This window comes from Actinomadura violacea (assembly GCF_017573465.1).
Lineage (GTDB): Bacteria > Actinomycetota > Actinomycetes > Streptosporangiales > Streptosporangiaceae > Spirillospora > Spirillospora violacea.
Genome location: NZ_JAGEPF010000002.1, coordinates 295,886 through 316,424 on the forward strand (window position 1 = coordinate 295,886; position 20,539 = coordinate 316,424).

The 20,539-nt window shown below is 74.5% G+C and carries 15 protein-coding genes and 1 pseudogene; 6 read left to right on the plus strand and 10 right to left on the minus strand.

The window, feature by feature from the left end:
* The first annotated feature begins 95 nt into the window (after window positions 1-95).
* Both J4709_RS03780 and J4709_RS52860 read left to right on the plus strand, forming a co-directional pair.
* On the plus strand, window positions 96-878 hold the full coding sequence (locus J4709_RS03780; RefSeq protein ID WP_208236869.1) for a class I SAM-dependent methyltransferase: 783 nt from the start codon (window positions 96-98) through the stop codon (window positions 876-878).
* Entirely contained in the window at window positions 875-2,194 is a 1,320-nt protein-coding gene (locus tag J4709_RS52860; protein WP_307800923.1) for an acyltransferase family protein, read from the plus strand. Before J4709_RS03780 ends, J4709_RS52860 begins: the two co-directional genes overlap by 4 nt.
* 1,051 nt (window positions 2,195-3,245) lie before the next feature.
* On the opposite strand, the pseudogene J4709_RS52865 reads toward J4709_RS52860, so the two are convergent.
* The 9 genes and pseudogenes from J4709_RS52865 to J4709_RS03820 form a co-directional block, all read right to left on the minus strand.
* Window positions 3,246-6,425: pseudogene (locus J4709_RS52865) on the minus strand (alpha-(1->3)-arabinofuranosyltransferase domain-containing protein); the annotation flags it as partial.
* Between the two features lie 48 nt (window positions 6,426-6,473).
* On the minus strand, window positions 6,474-7,796 hold the full coding sequence (locus J4709_RS03790; RefSeq protein WP_232382900.1) for a glycosyltransferase family 4 protein: 1,323 nt from the start codon (window positions 7,794-7,796) through the stop codon (window positions 6,474-6,476).
* Between the two features lie 8 nt (window positions 7,797-7,804).
* Window positions 7,805-8,623 carry a glycosyltransferase gene (locus tag J4709_RS03795; RefSeq protein ID WP_208236874.1) on the minus strand — a complete coding sequence of 273 codons (819 nt, stop codon included), beginning with the start codon at window positions 8,621-8,623 and terminating at the stop codon, window positions 7,805-7,807.
* Between the two features lie 13 nt (window positions 8,624-8,636).
* A complete protein-coding gene (locus tag J4709_RS54470; RefSeq protein WP_269757057.1) occupies window positions 8,637-8,768 on the minus strand; it encodes a hypothetical protein in 132 nt (43 codons plus the stop codon).
* Window positions 8,768-10,507: an MmpA family trehalose lipid delivery protein gene (locus J4709_RS03800; protein WP_208236882.1), complete on the minus strand. Its 1,740-nt coding sequence runs from the start codon at window positions 10,505-10,507 to the stop codon at window positions 8,768-8,770. Before J4709_RS03800 ends, J4709_RS54470 begins: the two co-directional genes overlap by 1 nt.
* A gap of 12 nt (window positions 10,508-10,519) precedes the next feature.
* Entirely contained in the window at window positions 10,520-12,661 is a 2,142-nt protein-coding gene (locus tag J4709_RS03805) for an acyl-CoA dehydrogenase family protein (RefSeq protein WP_208236884.1), read from the minus strand.
* Between the two features lie 65 nt (window positions 12,662-12,726).
* Window positions 12,727-14,307, minus strand: a complete 1,581-nt coding sequence (locus tag J4709_RS03810; protein WP_208236886.1) for a hypothetical protein — start codon at window positions 14,305-14,307, stop codon at window positions 12,727-12,729.
* 74 nt (window positions 14,308-14,381) lie between these two features.
* On the minus strand, window positions 14,382-15,311 hold the full coding sequence (locus tag J4709_RS03815; protein ID WP_307800925.1) for an EI24 domain-containing protein: 930 nt from the start codon (window positions 15,309-15,311) through the stop codon (window positions 14,382-14,384).
* Window positions 15,312-15,358: 47 nt separating this feature from the next.
* The gene (locus J4709_RS03820; protein WP_208236894.1) at window positions 15,359-16,228 is read right to left on the minus strand and encodes an SDR family NAD(P)-dependent oxidoreductase; all 870 of its coding nucleotides are present in this window, start codon (window positions 16,226-16,228) and stop codon (window positions 15,359-15,361) included.
* A 140-nt stretch (window positions 16,229-16,368) separates the two neighbouring features.
* On the opposite strand from J4709_RS03820, the gene J4709_RS03825 reads away from it, so the two are divergent.
* Together J4709_RS03825 and J4709_RS03830 are read left to right on the plus strand one after the other, a co-directional pair.
* On the plus strand, window positions 16,369-17,244 hold the full coding sequence (locus tag J4709_RS03825) for a TIGR03619 family F420-dependent LLM class oxidoreductase (RefSeq protein WP_208236896.1): 876 nt from the start codon (window positions 16,369-16,371) through the stop codon (window positions 17,242-17,244).
* Window positions 17,245-17,275: 31 nt separating this feature from the next.
* Complete coding sequence (locus J4709_RS03830; protein WP_208236899.1) at window positions 17,276-17,719, plus strand: nuclear transport factor 2 family protein; 444 nt, start codon at window positions 17,276-17,278, stop codon at window positions 17,717-17,719.
* Here the strand turns inward: J4709_RS03830 and J4709_RS55395 are convergent, their stop codons facing one another.
* Window positions 17,720-18,709, minus strand: a complete 990-nt coding sequence (locus tag J4709_RS55395; protein ID WP_208236900.1) for an effector-associated domain 2-containing protein — start codon at window positions 18,707-18,709, stop codon at window positions 17,720-17,722.
* 228 nt (window positions 18,710-18,937) lie between these two features.
* Here J4709_RS55395 and J4709_RS03840 point away from each other — a divergent pair, with 228 nt between their 5' ends.
* Both J4709_RS03840 and J4709_RS03845 read left to right on the plus strand, forming a co-directional pair.
* On the plus strand, window positions 18,938-19,162 hold the full coding sequence (locus J4709_RS03840; protein ID WP_208236902.1) for a hypothetical protein: 225 nt from the start codon (window positions 18,938-18,940) through the stop codon (window positions 19,160-19,162).
* Between the two features lie 143 nt (window positions 19,163-19,305).
* Window positions 19,306-20,532, plus strand: coding sequence for an FxsB family cyclophane-forming radical SAM/SPASM peptide maturase (locus tag J4709_RS03845; RefSeq protein ID WP_208236910.1), 1,227 nt, complete (start codon window positions 19,306-19,308; stop codon window positions 20,530-20,532).
* Window positions 20,533-20,539: the final 7 nt, after the last annotated feature.

The window sequence follows — 20,539 nt, forward strand, 5'->3', positions numbered from 1 at the left end:
ATAGCATCCGCCACTCACCGCGCGAATCTGAAGAATCTTCCCATACCGGCGGCCGGTAAGCTCCGCCTGTACTCCCCGTGATCCGTGAGGTTGCCATGGACCGACCGGCCGCTGCCCCGGCGCCCGAGCAGGACCGCCGCGCCGCGCCCGGCCACCGCGCCACGTTCGGCCGGTGCCTCCGGCTGTTCGGCGCGTTCCGCCGGGAGGGCACCGACCCGGAGTACTTCTACGGGCTGATGGCGCGGGACACGGCCGCGCAACTCGGCTCGTACGCCCGCCTGGACGGCGCGACCGTCATCGACGTGGGGACCGGACTCGGCCAGTTCGCGCGCGCGCTGGAGGCGGCCGGGGCGCGCTGCACCGGCATCGACCACGACATCAAGGAACTGACCGCGCTCGGCCCTTCGGCGCCGAACACGCTCGTCGCCAGCGCGCTGGCCCTCCCCTACCGGACGGGCGCCGCCGACGTCTGCTTCTCCTCCAACGTCCTGGAGCACGTGCCCGACCCGTGGCGGATGGCGGGCGAGATGGTCCGGGTGACGCGTCCGGGCGGACTGGTGTTCCTGTCGTTCACGAACTGGCTGTCCCCGTGGGGCGGGCACGAGACGTCGCCATGGCACTACCTCGGCGGTGACCGGGCGGCCCGCCGGTACGAGCGGCGCACCGGACGCCCGCCGCGGAACCGGTACGGCGAGAGCCTGCACCCGGTGTCGGTGGCGGCGGCGCTCGCGTGGGCGCGCGGCAACGCGGACGTCGAGGTGGTCGCGGCGCTGCCCCGCTACCTGCCCCGCTGGGCGGCGGTGATCGTCCGCGTCCCCGGCCTGCGGGAGATCGCGACCTGGAATCTGCTGCTGGTGCTGCGGAAGAAGAGCCCGTGAGGCCGGCGCCGCCGCAGGCCGGGCCCGCTCCGCCGCCGATCTCCGGGCACCAGGACGCGCTGGACGGCGTCCGGGCGCTCGCGGCGCTGGCCGTCCTGGCCTTCCACGTGGCGAGCGCATCGGGGGCGATGACCCGGCAGGGCGGCTCCGGCTGGCTGTTCAACGGCGGCCAGGTCGGCGTGCCGATCTTCTTCACGCTGTCCGGCCTGCTGCTCTACCGGCCGTGGGCGGCGGCGGTGCTGGCCGGGCGGGCCGCGCCGCGCACCGGCGAGTACCTGCTCAAGCGGGTGCTGCGGATCATGCCCGCGTACTGGGCGCTGATCGTCGTCTTCATGGTCACGTCCGCGCGCGCGCACATCGGGGACCCGCTGACGTGGGGTTCGCTGCTGACGCTGACGCAGACGTACCTGCCGCACCCGTGGTGGGGCGGCGGCCTCGGCCCGGCGCGTATCGGGCAGACGTGGAGCCTGGTGGCGGAGGTCGGCTGGTACGCGCTGCTGCCGCTGACCGCGCCGGTGCTGGCCTGGTACGCCAAGCGGGTCCCGACGCACGACCCGGGCGTGCGGGCGAAGCGTCTGCTGCTCGCGATCGGCGTGTACGGGGCGCTCTCGTTCGTCTATGTCGTCCTCATGTTCGTGCCGCACCGGCACAAGCAGATGGGCCTGTGGCCGCCGCACTTCTTCGTGTGGTTCGCGATCGGCATGGCGCTGGCCGTGGTGACGGTGTGGGCCCGGCTGGACCAGCGGCGGCCGGTCGCCGCGATGTGCCGCGCCGTCGCCGACTCCTGGGGCGCCTGCTGGGCGGCGGCGGCGATGCTGTACGTCATCGCCGCGACGCCCGCGACCGGCCCGTACACCCTGCAGACGCCGGACCGCCTGTGGACGTCCGTCCTGCACATGGTCGTGTTCGGGCTCGTCGCGGTCGCGCTGGTCGCGCCGATCGCGTTCGCGCCGGCCGGGCACCCGGTGATCGAGGGCGTGTTCGGCAACCCGGTGATGCGGTTCCTCGGCCGGATCTCCTACGGCGTCTTCCTCTGGCAGATGATCATTCTTCTGGCCTGGTACGACGCGGCGGACCGGCTGTACCAGGGGAACGTCCTGACGGATCTGCCCCTGCTGGCGGCGGCGTCCATCGCAGCGGCGACGGCGAGCTACTACCTGGTGGAGAAGCCGGTGATGGCGCTGCTCTACCGGCGCCGTCCCCGCGGCGGCCCCGACGACCGCGACGACCCCGGCCGGACGGTTCCGGACCCGGTGCCTGCGGCGCGGGCGCGGTCCCGGGCGCGGCGGGCCCCTGCCCGGGAGCGGCCCAGCTGAGCGCGATCCGCCCGGCGGATCCGCCGCCGGGCCCGCCGGGCGGCCGGGGCCGCCACAGCTCCACCGCGACCCGTCCGACGATCACCAGCCCGAGCAGCTGCGGAACGACGTCGCCGAGCAGTCCGTCCGGCTTGGACGGGTTGTCCAGCAGCCCGAACCGGTTCCCGGCGGCGAGGCAGCCCGCTCCGGCGACCATCGCGATCACGACCGTCCACGGGGAGGCGAGGGCGCGCAGCGGCCAGGCCCGCCCCGTCCGCGCCCAGCCGCAGCCGGCCGCCACCGCGGCGGTGACGGCGAGGCCCGGGATCCCGGCGATCCAGCCGCCGAGCGCGGCGGCGAGGCCGATCGCGGCCCAGGCGGGCCAGCCCGTCCCGGGGACCAGGGCGCGGCCGCCGGACGGCCCCGCCCCGCGCCGCTCCCGGGCCGGCCAGACCGCGACCAGCAGCAGGACGAGCAGCAGGTTGAGGCCGGCGACGACGGCGATCCGCTGCGACCGGTCCGGGGTGTAGGTGAGCTGGACGACACCCTTGGTCCCGGCGGGAACGAGCCAGCCCTGCTTCCAGCCGTCGAGCCGGACGGCGCGCAGCGCGGTGCCGCCGGCGGTGGCGCGCCAGCCGGTGTTGAAGTTCTCGTTCACGGTGAGGAACGAGTTCTTCGCGGCGTCGACCTCCAGCTTGCGGGAGCCGGATCCCCAGTTCAGCACCTTGACCGGCTGCGGCTCGTCCGCGCTGCCCGCACCGTCGGCACCGTTCGCGACGGCCTGCGGGCCGGCGGTGACGGTGTCGATGCGGTAGGCGTCCAGCGGCACCGAAGTCAGGTGGTTCAGGCCGGCCTTCAGCGGCGCCTGGCGGCAGGCGGCGAAGCGCAGCGGCCGGCCGGCGAGCAGGTCGCCGAACGTGCCGGTGGCCTTGGTCTGCACGGTCGTCCCGTTCACGCGCAGCTTCGGCCCGTACCCGCACGCGAGCGTCAGCGGGGACTCCGCCACGTCCGGCAGCGGCCGGACGCCGGGGATGGTCAGGTCGGTGAGCTGAACCGGCCCGACCTGGTCGTCCTTGGGGAAGGCGACCGTCAGCCGGTCGGTGGTCATCGGCGCGAACGACAGCCGGCCCAGCCCGTCCGACAGGCCCTCGCGGTACTCGCCGTTCTGCCCCTCGATCCGCACCCGGACCGGGCCGGACGCGCCGGGCGGCCGGTTCAGGGTCAGCTTCGACAGCCGCTTGCGGCCCTTCCACTGGACGGAGATCGCGGGCGCCCGGTCCTTGTCGGCGGCGATCCATGTGGTCGACGGGTCGCCGTCGAACGCCGACCGCGCCTGGTCGGCGGGGTGGTCGGACTGGACGGACGTGGCGGTGACGAGCGGCTGCCCGGCCACGGCCGTGTACCGGGCGATCAGTTGCTGGTCGGTGAGGACGGCGGTCCCGGTGAGCGGCGTCTTGCCGCCCACGGCGGAGGTGTAGGCGCGGTCGAAGCCGTCGCCCTCCTCGTCGCCGGACGCGAGCGACGGCGAGCACACCCACCGCGCGCTGCCCTGCATGCACTCGGACGTGCCGCCGGGCGCCCGGCTCAGCACGTACGTGGCCTGGCCCTTCACCCCGGACGGCGCCGGCAGCGTGTACGTGCGGGTCGGGTGGACGCCGCCGATGCCCAGCTCGGACACGCCGGCGCTGGCGAACGCGGGCACCGCCGGCTTCGTCGCGAGCCCGGTGATCCGCAGCTTCACCCAGCGGCTCGTCCCGTCGGGGGCGCGGAGCGGCTGGGCGGCGGAGGTCCGCTGGACGTCCTGCTCCACGGTGCCGTGCTCGGTCTGGACGGCGACCCGCGCGACGGCGGGGCCGAGCGTGGAGTCCTGGTCGAACACGGCGGTCAGGTTGCGGACGTCGCGGGGTTTGTCGAAGTCGATCCGGAGCCACTGCCCGACGGGCCCGTTCCAGCCGCCGGTCCGCCAGGCGGTGAACGGGTCGCCGTCCAGCGCCGCGTACGGTTCCGCGCCGGGTTTGCGGGACTGCGGGATGGCGTCGTCGGCCGCCGCCGACGTCGACGCGGTGACGTCGCGGACCCCGCCGCCGTAGGTGACGTGGGTGGTGTACCGCTCCCAGCCCTTGTCCAGGACGTCGGTGGCCTGCCCCTTGTGCGCCTGCGTGAGCGTCGGGGACGTCTGGTGCAGCTCGCCGTAGTTGCGTTTCAGCAGCCGGGGCGAGTCGGTCACGACGGGTTCGCCGCGCAGGTCGGGGGCATCGTCGTCGAGCAGGACGGGCCCGGACGGCAGCGCCCGGTCGTCGGCCATCGCCAGCAGCGACTCCGGCCCGCCGTAGACGCGGAGGGCGCCGGACGCGTCCGACAGGTTCGCGACGTCGTCGGCGCCGGAGACCTCATAGACCTCCAGCGCCGGGTACTTCTGGTCGGTGGCCGACACCGCATCGTCGACCAGGTCGCCGCCGACGGGCGCGCCGAACGAGGCGGCGCGGCGGATGCCGGGCGAGTCGGCGAGCGCCTGGTGCAGCCGGGCGGGCCAGGCGCCGCGCAGCGCCTCGCGGCTCAGGTCGTTGCGGACCAGCAGATACCGCACCCCCATCCGGCCCAGGAACGCGGCCAGCCCCGGCGAACCCTGGCCCGAGCGGACCTGCAGATCGATCGCATCCAGCGCCCGCGTGTAGCCGGGCGACCCGGCCGGGACGAGCTGCCGGACGCCCCAGCGGGCGGTCAGCAGCGGCTGCACGATGTCGTCCATCGGCCGGCCCCACACGTACTCGCCGAACGGCGCGCCGGGCAGCGCCAGCACGCCCTGCTGCCCGGCCCGCGCGTTGATCCACGACGCGGCGTCCCGCCAGTACTTCGGCACCTCCGGGAAGGAGCCGGGCCCGGTCAGCCCGTTCGACACGGCCGTCGCGCCGATCCCGGCCAGCGCGACGAGCGCGACGGCGGGCACGCTCAGCACGGCGCGCATCGCGCCGCCGAAGCCCGGGGCGCGCACCCGCGCGGCGTCCTTCCTGCGGACGGCCACGACGAGCAGGTGCGCGAGCCCGAGCGCGAGCGGCAGCCGGACCACCGCGTCGAACTTGTGCAGGTTGCGCAGCGGCGCGAGCGGGCCGTCCAGCAGGTCGCGGGCCTGCGCGGCGAACGGGCCGGGGATGTCGCTGAGGTGCCCCATCGTGATGACCGCGACCCCGGCCAGCAGCGTGAGGAGCAGGAAGGTCCGCTCGGGCAGCAGCCGGCCGAGCAGCCCGGCGAGGCCGAGCGCGGCGATCAGGCCGGTGCAGACGACAGGCAGGGCGCTCACCGACAGGCCGTGCCCGACCGGCCACCAGACCTGCCCGTCGACGATCAGGTAGTTCACCCAGCGCTCGGCGCCGCGGAAGATGTTGATCAGGCCGGTCGGCGCGGTCGTCGTCGCGGCCTTCTCGGTGTAGGTCAGCCAGGAGAAGCCGTAGGTCCCGGTCAGCATCAGCGGGACGAGCCACCACGCCATGGCCGCGCCGGTGCCCGCCGACCACCATGCCAGCAGCCTGATCCGGTGCGACCCGCGCGGCCGCGTGACCACGTACACCAGCGGGACGATCAGCACCGCGACGGTGGCGGTCGCGTTGATGCCGCCGCAGCAGGCGACCGCGAGCCCCGACCGGGCCGCCGCGCGCACCCGCCCGCCCTCGCCGGACGCGGCGGTGACCAGCGGCAGCACGATCCACGGCAGCATCGCGACCGGCATGTACTCCGAGGAGATCTGGCCGAGGGTCGCCAGGGCGTTCGGCGCCAGCGCGTACGCCATCGCGGCGATCAGCCGGCTCCCGGGCCCGCCGATCCCGAGCCGGTTCGCGAGCTTCCACGTCCCGGCGAACGCCAGGCACAGCAGCAGCGACGTCCAGAACCGCTGGGTGATCCACGGCGGCATCCCGACGACGTGCCCGAGCGCGTAGAACGGGCCCATCGGGAACAGGTAGCCGACCGCCTGGTTCTGCAGCTGGCCGAACTGCTCGGCGTCCCACAGGTGCAGCGCGCGGCCGAGGAACCCGAGCGGGTTCACCGCCATGTCGATCTTGGTGTCGGCGAGGATCAGCCCGGGCCGGGTGCCGAACGCCAGCGCGGTCAGCGCCAGGCAGCACGCCGCGACCCGCAGCCGCTCGCGCAGCCGGGCGGCGGCGTCCGGGCCGTCCGGGGGGCGCGGGCCGGAGGCGGGCGGGCTCGCCGGTGGCAGGGAGCCGCCGGCGCGCGGCGGGCTCGCCTCTCCCACTGCCATGCTCGCCCCTTCTGCTCCCGCCCCTTCGCCGACGTCGCCCAGCGCGGCCTACCCGAGGTCGCCGCGCGCGGCCTCGCCGGTGGAACGCGGCCGGCCGAGGAGCCGCTCCACGGCGGTCGCCTCGCGGACCTCGCGGACCTCGCCGGGTCCGGCGAGCAGCTCGTCGCGCACCGGGCCCTCCACCACGCGCAGGTGCACGTCACCGTACCGGTGCACGACCTGTGCCCGGTCATCGGCGGTGGACGACGACCCGGCCCGCACGGCCGCCTCGACCAGCTCGCCCATCCGGCCCGCGGTCCGGGCCCAGTCGAACTCGGCCGCCCACGCCCGGCACCGGGCGGCGACCTCGTCACGGCGGCCCGGCTCGTCGAGCTCCTTGAGCGCGCGTTCCACCACCTCGGCCGGTTCGTCGCCGGGGCCGACGAGCCAGCCGGTGACGCCGTCGCGGACGGCGTCGCGCAGCCCGTCCACGTCGTAGGCGACCGAGGGGACACCGAGCGCGGCGGCCTCGATGACGCTGAGCCCCCAGCCCTCGCCCTGCGAGGTGCTCAAGTGCAGGTCGGCGGTGGCGACGAGGGCGGCCTTGACGTGCTCGGTCACGTAGCCGTGGGCGACAGCGACGCCCCGCAGGCCGCGCTCGTCGATCCCGGCGGCGAGCGCGTCCGACTCCGGGCCCGTCCCGATGATGTGGACCCGGAGCCCCGGGTGCCGGTCGGCGAGGACGCGGACCAGGTCGAGTAGCAGGCCGAGCCGCTTGTGCGGGACGAGCCGCGTCACGCAGGCCAGCTGCGGGTGGCCGGTGGCCACGGCGCCGGTGACGTCCGGCGGTTCGTCGCCGCCGTTCGGGACGAGGTACACCGGCCCCGTCCAGGCGAGGCGTTCCCGCACCGCGTGCAGCGTGGACGGCGACACGGCCACGTACGCGTGCCTCCGGTACGTCCAGCGGCTCACGGGCCCTTCCAGCACGCGTCCGATCCAGGCTAGCCACGGCGGGAAGTGCACGCCGAACTGGGCGTCGTGCACGTGGTGGATCACGCAGAACACCGGGACGCGGCGCGGCAGCGCCCACGGCGTGAAGAACGGGATGCCGTTCTGGCAGTCGATCACTGCGTCGAACCCGCCGCCGCGCCCGAACCGCCGCCCGAGCAGCCACAGCAGGACGAGCGGGTACACGGTGAACCGGCCGCCGAGCCGCACGAAGTCGACGCCGTCGACCCGGTCGCGGCGCGGCTGCCCCGGCGCCCGGGACGTCACGTAGTGCACGCGGGCGCCGCGTTCCGCCGTCCGGCGGGCGATCTCCCACGCGTACCGCTCGGCGCCCCCGGCGGCGGGATGCCAGGGATCGCGCCAGTTGACGACCGCCAGCCTCAACGGCGTGCTCATCCCTGGCCGGCGCTCGACGGCGAGGGCAGGCCGCGCTCGGGCAGGCGCGGCAGCGGGCCGAGGACGGGCTCGGACGCCGGCGCGGGGACCAGCGGGCCCGCGACGCGGGCGCGGATCCGGGCGAGGTCGATCAGGCACTGCAGCGAGTGCCGGCGCACCGAGAACGTCGACCCGGGCCGGTCGCGCCACACGACCGGGATGGCGGTGACCGGCGCGCCGCGCCGCACGCAGTGCGCGAGCAGCTCGACGTCGAAGGAGAACCCGGTGGTGCGCAGGTCGCGGGCCGCGGCGCGGCCGAGCGGCCCGGCGAAGAACTTGAACCCGCACTGGGTGTCCTGGATGCCGCCGACCAGGTCGCGGACGATCCGGTTGAAGGTGATCGCGCCGAGCCGGCGGACCGGCAGCGCGTACCCCTCGACGACGGAGGCCTCGTGCCGCCGCGACCCGACCACCACGGTGCGGCCCTCGCGCAGCAGGGCGAGCGCGTCGTCCAGCGCGGCGAGGTCGGTGGCCATGTCGGCGTCCATGAAACCGATGTAGGGGGCGCGGGTGGCGAGCAGGCCGGCGCGGACCGCGGCGCCCTTGCCGGGCCGCTCGCAGCTCAGCAGCCGTACCGGGACGGGACCGCGCCAGGACCGGACGATCCGCGCCGTCGCGTCGGTGCTGGCGTTGTCGACCACGATCACCTCGGCGCGCGCGGGCAGCGCGGCCAGCCTGCCGCTCAGCAGGTCCAGCCCGGCGGGCAGCCGGCCGGCCTCGTTGCGGGCGGGCACGACGACCTCGAGCAGGGCGGGACCGGGACGCCGGTTCCCCATCAGGTCACGCTGGTCAGGGGGCGCCGTAGTTGTACATCGGCTTGATGACCGGGTCCTTCTGGGACGAATTCGCAAGCTGCACGACGCCGAACGAGGTGCCGGCGGCGAGCAGGACGCCGACGAGTGCGGCGATGGCGATGCGCATCAGGGGGCCCTTCGACTGTGGTGAGGGAGGCGGTCGGGGCTGCGTCTTCGGATACTCCCGAGTAACGGAAGCCCCAGAGTAGTGCCTGGGATCAGGAATGACCAGAAAACCACCGCACTCGCCGCTATCCAGGCAACGATCACCGGCGCCGCCGGAACCCGGTCCTCGTGCCCCGCTTTCGCCCCGTCGACGCGGTAAACGGCCAGGTCAGGGCCGGTGAGCACGGGCACCGCCCCGATGGGCCGGTACTTGGCGGTCTCCGCGTCGACCACGACGTAGCGGACGTCCCGATCACGGAGCGTGGCCGAGTCGGGGTGCGCGGCGGCCAGGGCCAGCGCGATCGCCCGCGGGTCCTCGGCTGGGATGGTCGTCCGGCCGACGATCAGCGCGTCGTTCACCACCACGCGCCGGTGCAGGTAGCGGGGCAGCGGGTCGAGGACGCGCCGCCCGTGGTTCCAGGGGTAGCTGCGGTAGAGCGCCCACGGCAGCACGAGCACGTCCCCGGGCGCCGAGTCGCTGTTGATGATCTCCCGCGCGCGCGCCCAGTCGGCCGGGTAGCGGACGGCGCGCAGGTCGCCCGCCGCGCCCCATGCCAGCGTCGGCAGCAGCAGGACGGGCGCCGCGACGGCACCGACCGCGATCATCGGGAACCGCGCGCCGATCGCCTTGTCGGCGGCGACGCCGAGGCCCACCGCGACCACGACGGCGAGCGGCGCGACGTACTGCTGGCCGTCCCGCAGCACCGCGAACCCGGACCACAGTCCGACCGCGCCCCGCAGCACCGGCGGCGCCACAGCCCCGAGCGCCGCCAGGACGAAGCCGACTGCCGCGGCGACGGCCGCGCCCCGCCGCCACTCCGGCTCCCGGCACCATTTCCAATACGCGAACAGGGAACCGAGCACCACGGCCAGCCAGAACCCGGCCAGGACCGGCGTCCCGTAGCCGCGCGGCACCGTCTCGCCGTTCCAGATGCCGCCGAGCGTCAGCAGGCTGCCGAGGACGCCGAACGGGGTGTCCGCCCGGGCCGCGAACACGTCGACCGCCGTGCCGTCGCCCGGCACGCCGGCCGGGCGCAGCGCCCCGGGCACCAGCCACGGCAGGCTCAACACGACCACGATCCCGACGACCCGCACCGCGCCTTTAAGCCGTTCCGCACCGTTGACCCGTTCGCCGCCGCGCGACCGCGACGACGCCAGCGCGACGACCAGCGCCACCAGCCCCGACATGGCCAGCGCCGCGAACCCGCCGATCGCCGCAAGGACCAGCGCGCGGACGAGCCGCCGCGTCCCGCCACGCTCGCACGTTCGCACCGCCGATGCGACCACCCACGGCAGCGCCGCGTACCCGAGCAGCAGCGCCCACTGGCCGAGCAGCAGCCGCTCCGCGACGAACGGGTTCCAGGCGTAGCAGACCCCGGCGGCCAGGCGCGGCAGCAGCCGCGGCGACGGCACCAGCGACGCCGCCGACATGCACGCCATCACGAAGATCGCGAGCAGGACGAGCTTCTGCACGGCGTCGGAGGGGATCACCGTCGCCAGCGCCGTCACGAACGCGTCGCTCGGCACCTGCCTCGGGACCGTCCCGGTCAGCCCGAACGTCATCGGCGTGAACGCCGGATCCGGCGTGAACACCATGTCGTAGGACAGCACGAACCCGGGCGCGAGCCCCGGCCCGAGTGCCGCAAGCCCGAGCCCCAGCCCGGTCAGTGCGGCCACCAGGTGCCGCCAGCGCTTCCCCATTGCGCCTGGACGCTACCCGGTGGGCTCGGGGTCGCGGGGAAGGCCGAGGATGCGCTCGCCGATCACGTTGAGGTTGACCTCCGTGGTGCCGCCGCCGATCGACATCGCGCGGGACGCCAGCAGGTAGCGGGTCCAGCGCGCGCGCAGGTCGTCCTTCCAGCCGCCGGTCAGCGCGCCGTCCTCGCCGAGCAGCGTGAACCCGAACTCGGTGACCTGCTGCCCGTGCTCCATCGCGACCAGCTTCCGGACGTTCGCCGTCGCGCCCGGGTCGGTGCCCGACAGCTGCTTGAGCGTCGCGCGCAGGCCGAGCAGGTTGAACGCGTGCTCGTCGCAGGCGAGCCGGCCGATGCCGTCGCGGACGAGCGGGTCCCCGTCCAGGCCGAGCTCGGCGGCCAGCCGCAGCAGCTTCGGGACGTCCCCGCCGAGCTGGAACGAGCTGGTCAGCCCGACGCGCTCGTTCGCGAGGGTGTTGCGGGCGACCCGCCACCCCTCGTTGACGGGGCCGACGACCCGGTCGTCGGGGACGAACACGCCGTCCAGGAACACCTCGTTGAACACCGCGTCGCCGGTGCACTCGCGCAGCGGCCGGACGTCGATGCCCTCGGACGCCATGTCCACGATGAAGTAGGTGATGCCGGCGTGCTTGGGCCGGTCCGGGTCGGTGCGCGCGATGCAGATGCCCCACTGCGCGTCGCGGGCCAGGGACGTCCAGATCTTCTGGCCGCTGATCCGCCAGCCGCCCTCGGCCCTCTCCGCGCGGGTGCGCAGGCCGGCGAGGTCGGAGCCCGCGCCCGGCTCGGAGAACAGCTGGCACCAGATGATCTCGCCGCGCAGCGTCGGCGGCAGGAACCGCTCCTGCTGCTCGGCCGTGCCGTACTGGACCAGCGACGGGACGACCCACGCCGCGATCATCAGCGGCACGGGCCGGACCTTCGCCGCCTTCAGCTCCTGCTGGATGACGATCTGCTCCAGCGGTCCGGCGCCGCGTCCCCACGGCTTCGGCAGGTGCGGCGTGACCCAGCCGCCCTTCGCCATCGCGGCGCGCTGGTCGAGCGGCTCCATCGCGGCCATCTCGGCGACGCGCGCGCCGATCTCCGTACGCAGCGGCGCGGCGTCCTCGCCCAGCTCGATGCTCATCGGGCGGCGGACGCCCTTGACCGCGAGTTCCGCGACGTCCGCGCGGTGGCCGCTCGCCCTGCCGATCAGCGCGCGCAGGGTGAGAGCGCGCCGGTAATAGAGGTGCGCGTCGTGCTCGTAGGTGTAGCCGATGCCGCCGTGGACCTGGATGTTGCCCTCGGCGCACAGGACGGCCGCGTCGGCGGCGAGCGCGCCCGCCACCGCGACCGCGTAGGCGCGCTGCTCGGGCTCGTCGCCGAACGACCGTGCCGCGTCCCAGACGGCCGCCCGCGCGCGCTCCAGCGCGATCAGCATCCGGGAGCACTTGTGCTTGACGCCCTGGAACTGGCCGATCGGACGCCCGAACTGCTCGCGGAGCTTGGCGTAGGAGACTGCGTCGTCGAGCGCGCGTCCCGCGACGCCGCACGCCTCTGCGCCCAGCAGGACGACGGCGAGGGCGCGGGCGTCGGGCGCGTCCACGAAACGGTCGTCCGGGACGTCCAGGCCGTCCACGGTCACCGAGCCGACCGGACGGGTGATGTCGAGCGACTCCAGGTCACCGACCTCGACCTCGTCCCGGCCGGCGACCACCCAGCGGCCGCCGGCGGGGAGCAGGAACAGGTCGGCGAGCGGCGCGCCGAGCACCGGGCGCACCGTCCCGGACACCGTGGAGCCGTCCACGTCCAGGCTCCCCGACAGGGCGACGGCGGCCTTGCGGGAACCGTCCGCGAGGCCGGCGAGCAGGCCGGTGCCGGCCCCGGCGGAGTGCAGGATCGCCGAGGCCAGGACGGTCGGGGCGTACGCGCCGGGCGCGACGGCCCGGCCGAGCTCCTCCAGCGCGACGGCCTGCTCCAGCAGGCCGAAGCCCTGCCCGCCCGCGTCCTCGGGCAGGTGCAGGCCGAGCAGCCCCTGCGCCGCGAGCGCGGGCCAGAACCCGGTCCCGGCCGCGCGCGCCGCGTCCGGCGGGATGTTCCGCTCGGCGAAGCCGCGCACCGACGCCGCGAGCGCCTCGTGCTCCTCCGTCAGCCCGATCGCCATGACTGCACCTCTCCGTCGGGGATCGGAGCCAGCCTATTAGAACGGCATTCGGTACTTAAGGGGGGTCAGGCCGCGACCTTCAGCTGGCCCAGGAACTCGTTGAGGTCCGGCCACAGCTTCCTGTTGGTGTTCGGCAGCGACGCGAACACCGCCGCCGGCGTCTTGCCCCCGGTGTCGATCACCGCGGTCGCGACGATCTCCCCGGTCGCCCGCACCCCGGCCCGCTTGTAGGTCAGGTACGAGGCGATCAGCCAGCCCTTGTGCCCGCCGACGTTCAGCGCCTGCGACGCCAGCGGCGCCGTCTTGTGCGGGAACGCGTAGTACTGCGACTCGTAGCCCTGCGCCGCGAGCGCGGTCGTCTTCTTCACGCTCCCCGGCCCCTTGAACGCCCCGAGCAGCGTCGGCGGCAGCACCCCGGTGAGGAGCTGGCCGTACCAGAGCTGCTGCCCGTGCCGCTCGGTCACCACGATCTGCTGCCCCGACCAGCCCGGCGTGCTCAGCTTGTTCTTCTTCGTCGGCACCTGCCACGGCGGGCCGAGGCGCGGGTACGACAGCCCGGACGCCGCGTCCGTCAGCCGCCCGAGGACCTTGCTCGGCTTGCCCGGGAACCGCTTCATCGGCCGGTCCGCCGGGATCGTCACCTGCGGCTCGTCCGGCTGCTCGGCCGCGCCGGTCGGCCCGGCCTTGGCGGGCGGGTCCGCCGGGACGTCGTCGGTCCTGTGCGTCATGTAGTAGACGCCGCCGGCCGCGAGGATCGCGACCACCAGCAGCCCGACGCCGCCGATCAGCACCAGCCGGGACCGGCCGCCGCCCTCGTCGAACCCCTCCGCGGGCGTCCGGGGCGAGCCGCCGAGCTTGGCGTCCGCGGCGGCCTCGTCGGCCATCCAGTCCGGCATCTGCCAGTTGCCGCTGCTCGGCTTGCCGGCCTTCGCCGGGCCCGCGAGGCCGACCTGCACCGCGGGCGCCTCGTCGCCGGCGGACGCCGGCCCGCCGGGCCCGTCCTCGAACAGCGAGCCCTCCCAGCCGGGCGGCTCCTGCCCCGGATCCGGCGCCCCGCCCTGCGCGGGCACGGGCGCGACCCGCACGTCGTCGGCGTCGGGAAGCGCACCGCTCCCGGCCGCGTTCTCGGCGCCTCGCCGCTCCGGCTCGGCCTCGGACGCGGGCTCGCGGCGGGCGGCGGGCTCGCGCTCGGCCGCCGGCTCCTCCCACGCGCCCGGTCCCCGCCCGGCCGCGGGCTCGCCCCAGGGGCCCGGCCCCTGCTCGGCCGGAGGCCCGCCCCAGGGGCCGGGCCGCTGCTCGCGGGCCGGCTCCTCCCAGGTCAGGGGACCCTGGCCGGACGCCTCCGGCTCGTCCGCCGGCTCCTGCGCGGGCGCCTGCTGCGCGGGCGCCTGCTGCGCGGGCGCCTCCTCCGCCTCGGGGGCGTGGCTCTCGACCTTGCCCCAGACGTCGTGCGGCGGCTCCCCGCCGGCGTCGGACAGATCCGGGCGGCCGTGCGGTGCGGGCATGAAGACCTCCGGCACCTTCGGCTCGGAGGAGACCACCTGCGGGCCGGTCGCGCGCCCCGCGTCGGGCGCCGGCGGCCGGCCGGCCGCGTCGCTCTCGCTCATGTCGGTCCAGCGCACACCGCGCTCCCCCTGATCGGACATGCGGAACACGGTACGCGAAGATCATTCATTTCGTACCGCGGGTCATCACGCCGAGGACACATCTTGTCATCACCTCAGCGCGGCCCCGCGGACGCGGGCGCGCCGCCCGCGACCAGCGGGTCGTCCGCGAGCCGCTCCCTGGCCAGCAGGGTCGCGCCGGCCACCGCGCCCGGCATCGCGAACACCGCGCCGAGCGGGATGAGAAAGACCACAAAGGTCGCCGCGCCGAACCCGACGGCGAGCGCCCGGTTCGCCCGCAGCCGCACGAACCGCTCCTTGCGCAGCAGCCCGCGCCGCTCCAGCGCGATCGACGTCAACTCCCCGGCCAGGTAGTAGCCGGACACCAGGGCCGCGATCACCGGCACCACCGTCTGCCCCACCACCGGCAGGAACCCGGCGGCGAAGAACACCACCGCGAACAGCAGCGCGACGAGGCCGAGCAGCACCGCGTCCTTGAGCGCGCGCCCGATCTGCACCAGCAGCGGGACGTCCGGCTCCGGCGGCGCGCCGCCCTGCGACTCCTCGACCCGCACCGCGATCGCCTCGTAGAAGGGGTCGCCGACCAGCAGCGTCACCGCGGTGAAGGTGAGGACGGCGAGGAACACCGACGCGCCGTAGACCGCGATGCCGGCGACGACGCGCGTCGCGGTCCGCGCCGCGCCCGACCAGCCGTCCGCGAACGGCGTCACCCAGTGCGCCAGGTCGTCCAGGTAGAACGCCAGCGCGACCAGCCCCGCCACGTAGACGGCCAGCACGATCAGCGCCGGGATCAGGCCGAACAGCCACTGCGCGGGGTTGCGCGCCGTCCAGCCGATGCCGCGCAGCAGGTAGCGGACGCCGGTGAACAGGTCCTTGAGGGCCGACGGCTTGGGCGCGCCCGGCCGCGGCGCGGCGGCCGCCTGCGGGTGCGGCTGCGGCCCGGGCGCCGGCATCGGCGGGCCGGGCGGCTGCGGGCCCGGCGGCCGGTTCCACGGCGCGGGCTGGTTCGGGGGGACGTGGCTCACGCACCCAAAGCCTAGGGCCTCGCCCAGCCGAGCGTGCGATACCGCGGTTAACGGACCGGAAGGCCGACGAGCCGGGCCGACTGGTCCCACACCGCGCGGCGGAGCACCTCGTCCTTTAGCGGCCCCGCCGCCGGGATCAGCCCCGCGCCGGGCGTCGAGCTGTAGAAGCCGCCGGTGCGGCCCTCGTACTCCTCGTCCAGCGCGAGCTTCAGCGCCATCCGCGCACCCTGCGCCGGCGTCCGCATGACGGGGGTGTGCGACAGCAGCCCGCCGATCCGCCCGCTCCCCGGCAGGTCGCGGGCCAGCCCGGTCGCGACGAACCCCGGGCACATCGCGTTCACCGTGACGCCGGTGCCTTCCAGCCGCCGCGCCAGCTCCTGCGCGAACAGGATGTTCATCAGCTTCGAGCGCCCGTAGACGCGCAGCGACCCGGCCGCCCCGTAGTTGCCCGGTTCCGCCATCCGCGGCACGTCCAGCCGGTCGGCGAACCGGTGCGCCTCGGACGCGACCACGACGATCCGCGACGGCGCGCCCTTCTTCAGCGGCCCGAGCAGCAGGTTCGTCAGCAGGAAGGGTCCGAGGTGGTTCGTCGCGACCATCCGGTCGAACCCGTCGGCGCTCTCCTTCGCCCGCATCAGGTGGACGCCCGCGTTGTCGACGAGCACGTCCAGCCGGTCGAACCGCTCCTCCAGCGACGCCGCGACCCGCCGGACGTCCTCCCGCGCGGACAGGTCGGCGAAGAACGCCTCGACCCGCGCGCCCGGCACGTCCGCGGTCAGCTCGTCCACCGTCGCCGCCGCGCGCATCTCGCTGCGGGCCACGATCGCGACGAGGAACCCCGCGCGCGCCAGCCCGCGCGCGATCTCCTTACCGATCCCGGACGTCCCCCCGGTCACGATCGCGATCTTGTCCCTCATCCCCCCACCGAACCACCGCGCCGAACGCGTGAGCAAGGGGTCGATGTGATTTCTTGCACAAGCCGTGATGCGCGGCCGCCGCGCCGCCCACCGGGACGCCCCCTGGCGACGAACTGAAACCGGTTCTACTATCGGGCGCCATGAGGTTCACCTACGCCGAGGCGATGACCGACCCGTCGTTCTACCTGCCGCTGGCCCGGGCCGCCGAGGCGGCCGGCTACACGAGCATGTCGGTCGCCGACTCGCTCGTCTACCCGCGCGAGTCCGACTCGACCTACCCCTACACCGCCGACGGGAACCGGGAGTTCCTCGAGGACAAGGCCTTCATCGAGACGTTCACGCTGATCGCGGCCATGGGCGCGGTGACGGGCACGCTCCGCTTCACCCCGTTCGTGCTCAAGCTGCCCGTCCGGCCGCCGGTGCTCGTCGCCAAGCAGGCCACCTCGATCGCCTGCCTCACCGGCGGGCGCCTCGGCCTCGGCGTCGGGCTCAGCCCGTGGCGGGAGGACTTCCAGGTCATGGGCGTGCCGTGGGAGCGGCGCGGCAAGCGGATGGACGAGGCCATCGACATCGTCCGCGGCCTCAGCGGCGGCGGCTACTTCGAGTACCACGGCGAGTTCTTCGACGTCCCGGCGATCAAGATGACCCCGGCGCCCGCCGAGCCGATCCCGATCCTCGTCGGCGGGCACAGCGAGCCCGCGCTGCGGCGCGCCGCCGTCCGCGGCGACGGCTGGATGCACGGCGGCGGCCCCGACGACCTCGACGACCTGCTCGGCCGGCTGAACCGGATCCGCGAGGCGGAGGGCAAGGCCGGCGAGCCGTTCGAGGTGCACGTCATCTCCGCCGACGCCTACACCCCCGACGGCGTGAAGCGGCTGGAGGACAAGGGCGTCACCGACGTGATCGTCGGCTTCCGCGTCCCCTACATCAAGGGCCCCGACACCCAGCCGCTGGACAAGAAGGTCGCGGCCCTCGAGCGGTTCGCCGAGACGGTCATCGCGAAGGTCAACGGCTGACCGGAAAACGAGAACACGTTACAGTTCGCCCATGGACGCCCTCATCTGGCACGCCCCCGACGCCGACCACCCGGCCCGCCGCGCCGCCCGCGCCTCCATGACCGCCGTCGGCGCCGGCCGCCGGGCCGAGTGGCTGGCCCTGTTCGCCCCCGACGCCCGCGTCGAGGACCCCGTCGGCCCGTCCTTCCTCGACCCCACCGGCGAGGGCCACCGCGGCCCGGACGGCATCGCCGCCTTCTGGGACTCCTTCATCGCCACCATCAGCGGCTTCCGCTTCGAGATCACCGACTCGTTCGCCAACGGCCCCTGCTGCGCCAACGTCGCCACCATCACCACCACCACGGGCGACGGCTCCACCATGACCATCGACTGCGTCCTCATCTACACCGTCGACGACGCCGGCCTCATCACCTCCCTGCGCGCGCACTGGGAGCCCGACCGCGCCATGGCCACCCTCACCAAGCCCGCGACCTGATCAGTCCCCCGGCGGCAGCAGCAGCCGGGCGGTCGTCCGCTCCAGCCGCCGCACCGCCATCGACTCGCCGACGAACCCCCGGACGGCCTGCAGGAACTGCTGCAGGCCGCCCGGATAGTCCAGGCACGTCTGCAGGATCGCGAACAGGTCCGCCTTCGCCTCCGGCGACCGCGGGATCACTCCCGCGATCATCGGCGACAGCGCCCCCACCAGCCGCTCGCGCCCCCGCTCGTTGCGCATCTGCGGGATGCCCAGCAGGTCGTCCACCATCTGGAACAGCACCGGCACCGGAACCTCATCGGGCGCCACGAACCCTCCACCGCCCTCGGCCGGGCGCGGCTCGTCCTCCCGCACCGCCGGCGGCCCCGCCGGCACCGGCGCCGGCCGCGCCCCCGGCACCATGATCCAGGCCTCGCCCTCGGTCTCCTTCACCGCGACCTCGGCCCGGTACCAGTCACCCGGATCGACGAGCCCCCGCCCGTGCCGCACCACGTCCTCGTACACCCGCCGCGACACGATCACCGCGATCCCCGTCTCCGCGGCGGCCACCGCCTTCTTCAGCGGCTCCGCGTCCAGCAGCCGGAACGCGTGCGTCAGCTCCTCCCCCACCACCCCGTGCGCGTCCGCCTCCGCCTCCCCCACGTTGACCGCCACCCGCAACCGCATCAGCGCCGCCTCGTTCGCCGCCCGGTTGTGGTGCCGCACCTCCGCCCGCAACCGCTCGACCACCCCCGTGAGCAGCCGCTCCGTCCGCACATCCGGCGGCACGATCACCATCACCCCGTCGCCCCGGTCCTCGTGGTAGCAGTCGTCCAACTCCAGCCCGGCGCCGTCCCGCAGGCTCCGCCCCAGCCCCTCGTACATCGACCGCCGCACCCGCAACCGCACCGGATCGTCCCGCGCCGAGGAACTGAACCCGGCGATGTCGCAGACCAGGAACGAGCACAACCCGGCGGGCCGCCATCCGCCCGTCCGCGCCCCATCACCCACGCGCCCCTCCTTCCACCCCCAACAGCGTCCTCGACCACCGAGGCGGACGGCAAGAGCACGGGCACGGGTTCTCGGGCGCGCATCCCATGTCCCTCGGCGTGTCTTCGCGATACCGCCGTCGGGCACGGGGGCGAATCCCTATGATCGTCACGTCGCGGTTAGGCTGGTGCCCCTGAGAACGGGGAGTCGCGACGCTTTTTTGATTGCGGACGAGAGGGGGAGACGGCTGTGCCGAACACTCACGGCAGCGCATCGGCGTCCGTCGGACGCGCGGCCCCCTTCCGCTGGTCCAGACCCGGCTTCGCCGAGCTGGACCGCCTGACGTCGAGCGCGAACGAGATCCTCCGCGCCAGCGCCGTGTACGCAGGCGCCCAACGCCGCACCGCCGGCCGCGTCGTGGCCCACTTCGACAACAAACTGACCGAAGACGACGTCCCCGGGAACAACGGGTAACCGCAGTCGGGAAACGGTCTGGAGCCCGGGAATACGGGCGGCGTCATCGGAAAGCCCCACCTCCGTGACCGCCACAGGGCGACGCTTCGCCCCCGAGTGGGAAAAGGGGCGCCGCGTTTCTCGGCCGAGGAAGGAACGCCGCCATGCCGGATGCCGCCGAAAGCGGGCCCGAATGGCCGTCGGACGGCCTCGACGTCGCGGGCCTGGTCGGCGGAGGGTGGCGGCCCGTCCCCTTCTCCGAGGTCGTGCTCAAGATCCACGGCCGCTGCAACCTGGCCTGCGACTACTGCTACGTCTACGAGAGCACCGACCAGACGTGGCGGACGCGCCCGCGCGCCATGGCGCCCGACGTCGTCGCGAAGACGGCGGCACGGCTGGGCGAGCACGTCCGGGAGCATGCGCTCTCGGAAGTGACGGTCGTCCTGCACGGCGGCGAGCCGCTGCTCGCCGGAGGCTCGGCGATCGCCGGGGCGGTGGAACGGTTCCGGTCCGCCCTCCCCGGTTCCTGCGCCGTTGAGGTCACCACGCAGACGAACGGCGTGCTGCTCTCCGACGCGATGCTCTCGATGCTCGACGACAACGGCGTGGGGGTGGCCGTCAGCCTCGACGGCGACGAGGAGGGTCACGACCGGCACCGGCGCCGCGCCGACGGGCGGGGAAGCCACGCCGACGTCATGCGGGGGCTGAACCGGCTCGCCGGGGCGCACCGGCGGCTCTACCGCGGGCTGCTCTGCACGGTCGATCTCGACAACGATCCGATCCGGACGTACGAGGCCCTCCTGGAGACGCGGCCGCCGCGCATCGACTTCCTGCTTCCGCACGGCACCTGGAGCGCCCCGCCGCCCCGACGCCCCGTCGACGGCGACGCCACGCCCTACGCGGACTGGCTCATCGCGATCTTCGACCGCTGGTACCACGCACCGCGCAAGGAGACGGGCGTGCGGCTGTTCGAGGAGATCCTCAACCTGCTGCTCGGCGCGCAGAGCCGCAGCGAGAACATCGGCCTGTCGCCGGTCGCCATGATCGTCGTCGACACGGACGGGACGATGCAGCAGGTCGACACGCTGAAGACCTCGTACGCCGGGGCGCCGGAGACCGGCCTCACCGTCTTCGGCAGCAGTTTCGACGACGCGCTGCTGCACCCGGGCGTCGTCGCCCGCCAGATCGGCCTGGCGGCTCTGTCGCAGACATGCCGTTCGTGCGGGGTGCGCGACATCTGCGGCGGCGGCGCCTACGCGCACCGCTACCGGGAGGGCGACGGCTACCTCAACCCGTCGGTGTACTGCCCCGACCTGATGGCGCTGATCAGCCACATCGGACGCACCGTCCAGCACGACCTGGCCCTCGCCACGACCGCACCGGGCCACTGACCCGCCG

What these genes read in the sequence shown, in the direction of transcription:
- J4709_RS03805 (WP_208236884.1), bottom strand. Translation starts at nt 12,661, where the DNA reads ATGGCGATCGGGCTGACGGAGGAGCACGAGGCGCTCGCGGCGTCGGTG.
- J4709_RS03780 (WP_208236869.1), top strand. Translation starts at nt 96, where the DNA reads ATGGACCGACCGGCCGCTGCCCCGGCGCCCGAGCAGGACCGCCGCGCC.
- J4709_RS54470 (WP_269757057.1), bottom strand. Translation starts at nt 8,768, where the DNA reads ATGCGCATCGCCATCGCCGCACTCGTCGGCGTCCTGCTCGCCGCCGGC.
- J4709_RS03830 (WP_208236899.1), top strand. Translation starts at nt 17,276, where the DNA reads ATGGACGCCCTCATCTGGCACGCCCCCGACGCCGACCACCCGGCCCGC.
- J4709_RS03825 (WP_208236896.1), top strand. Translation starts at nt 16,369, where the DNA reads ATGAGGTTCACCTACGCCGAGGCGATGACCGACCCGTCGTTCTACCTG.
- J4709_RS03845 (WP_208236910.1), top strand. Translation starts at nt 19,306, where the DNA reads ATGCCGGATGCCGCCGAAAGCGGGCCCGAATGGCCGTCGGACGGCCTC.
- J4709_RS03795 (WP_208236874.1), bottom strand. Translation starts at nt 8,623, where the DNA reads ATGGGGAACCGGCGTCCCGGTCCCGCCCTGCTCGAGGTCGTCGTGCCC.
- J4709_RS03820 (WP_208236894.1), bottom strand. Translation starts at nt 16,228, where the DNA reads ATGAGGGACAAGATCGCGATCGTGACCGGGGGGACGTCCGGGATCGGT.
- J4709_RS03810 (WP_208236886.1), bottom strand. Translation starts at nt 14,307, where the DNA reads ATGTCCGATCAGGGGGAGCGCGGTGTGCGCTGGACCGACATGAGCGAG.
- J4709_RS03800 (WP_208236882.1), bottom strand. Translation starts at nt 10,507, where the DNA reads ATGGGGAAGCGCTGGCGGCACCTGGTGGCCGCACTGACCGGGCTGGGG.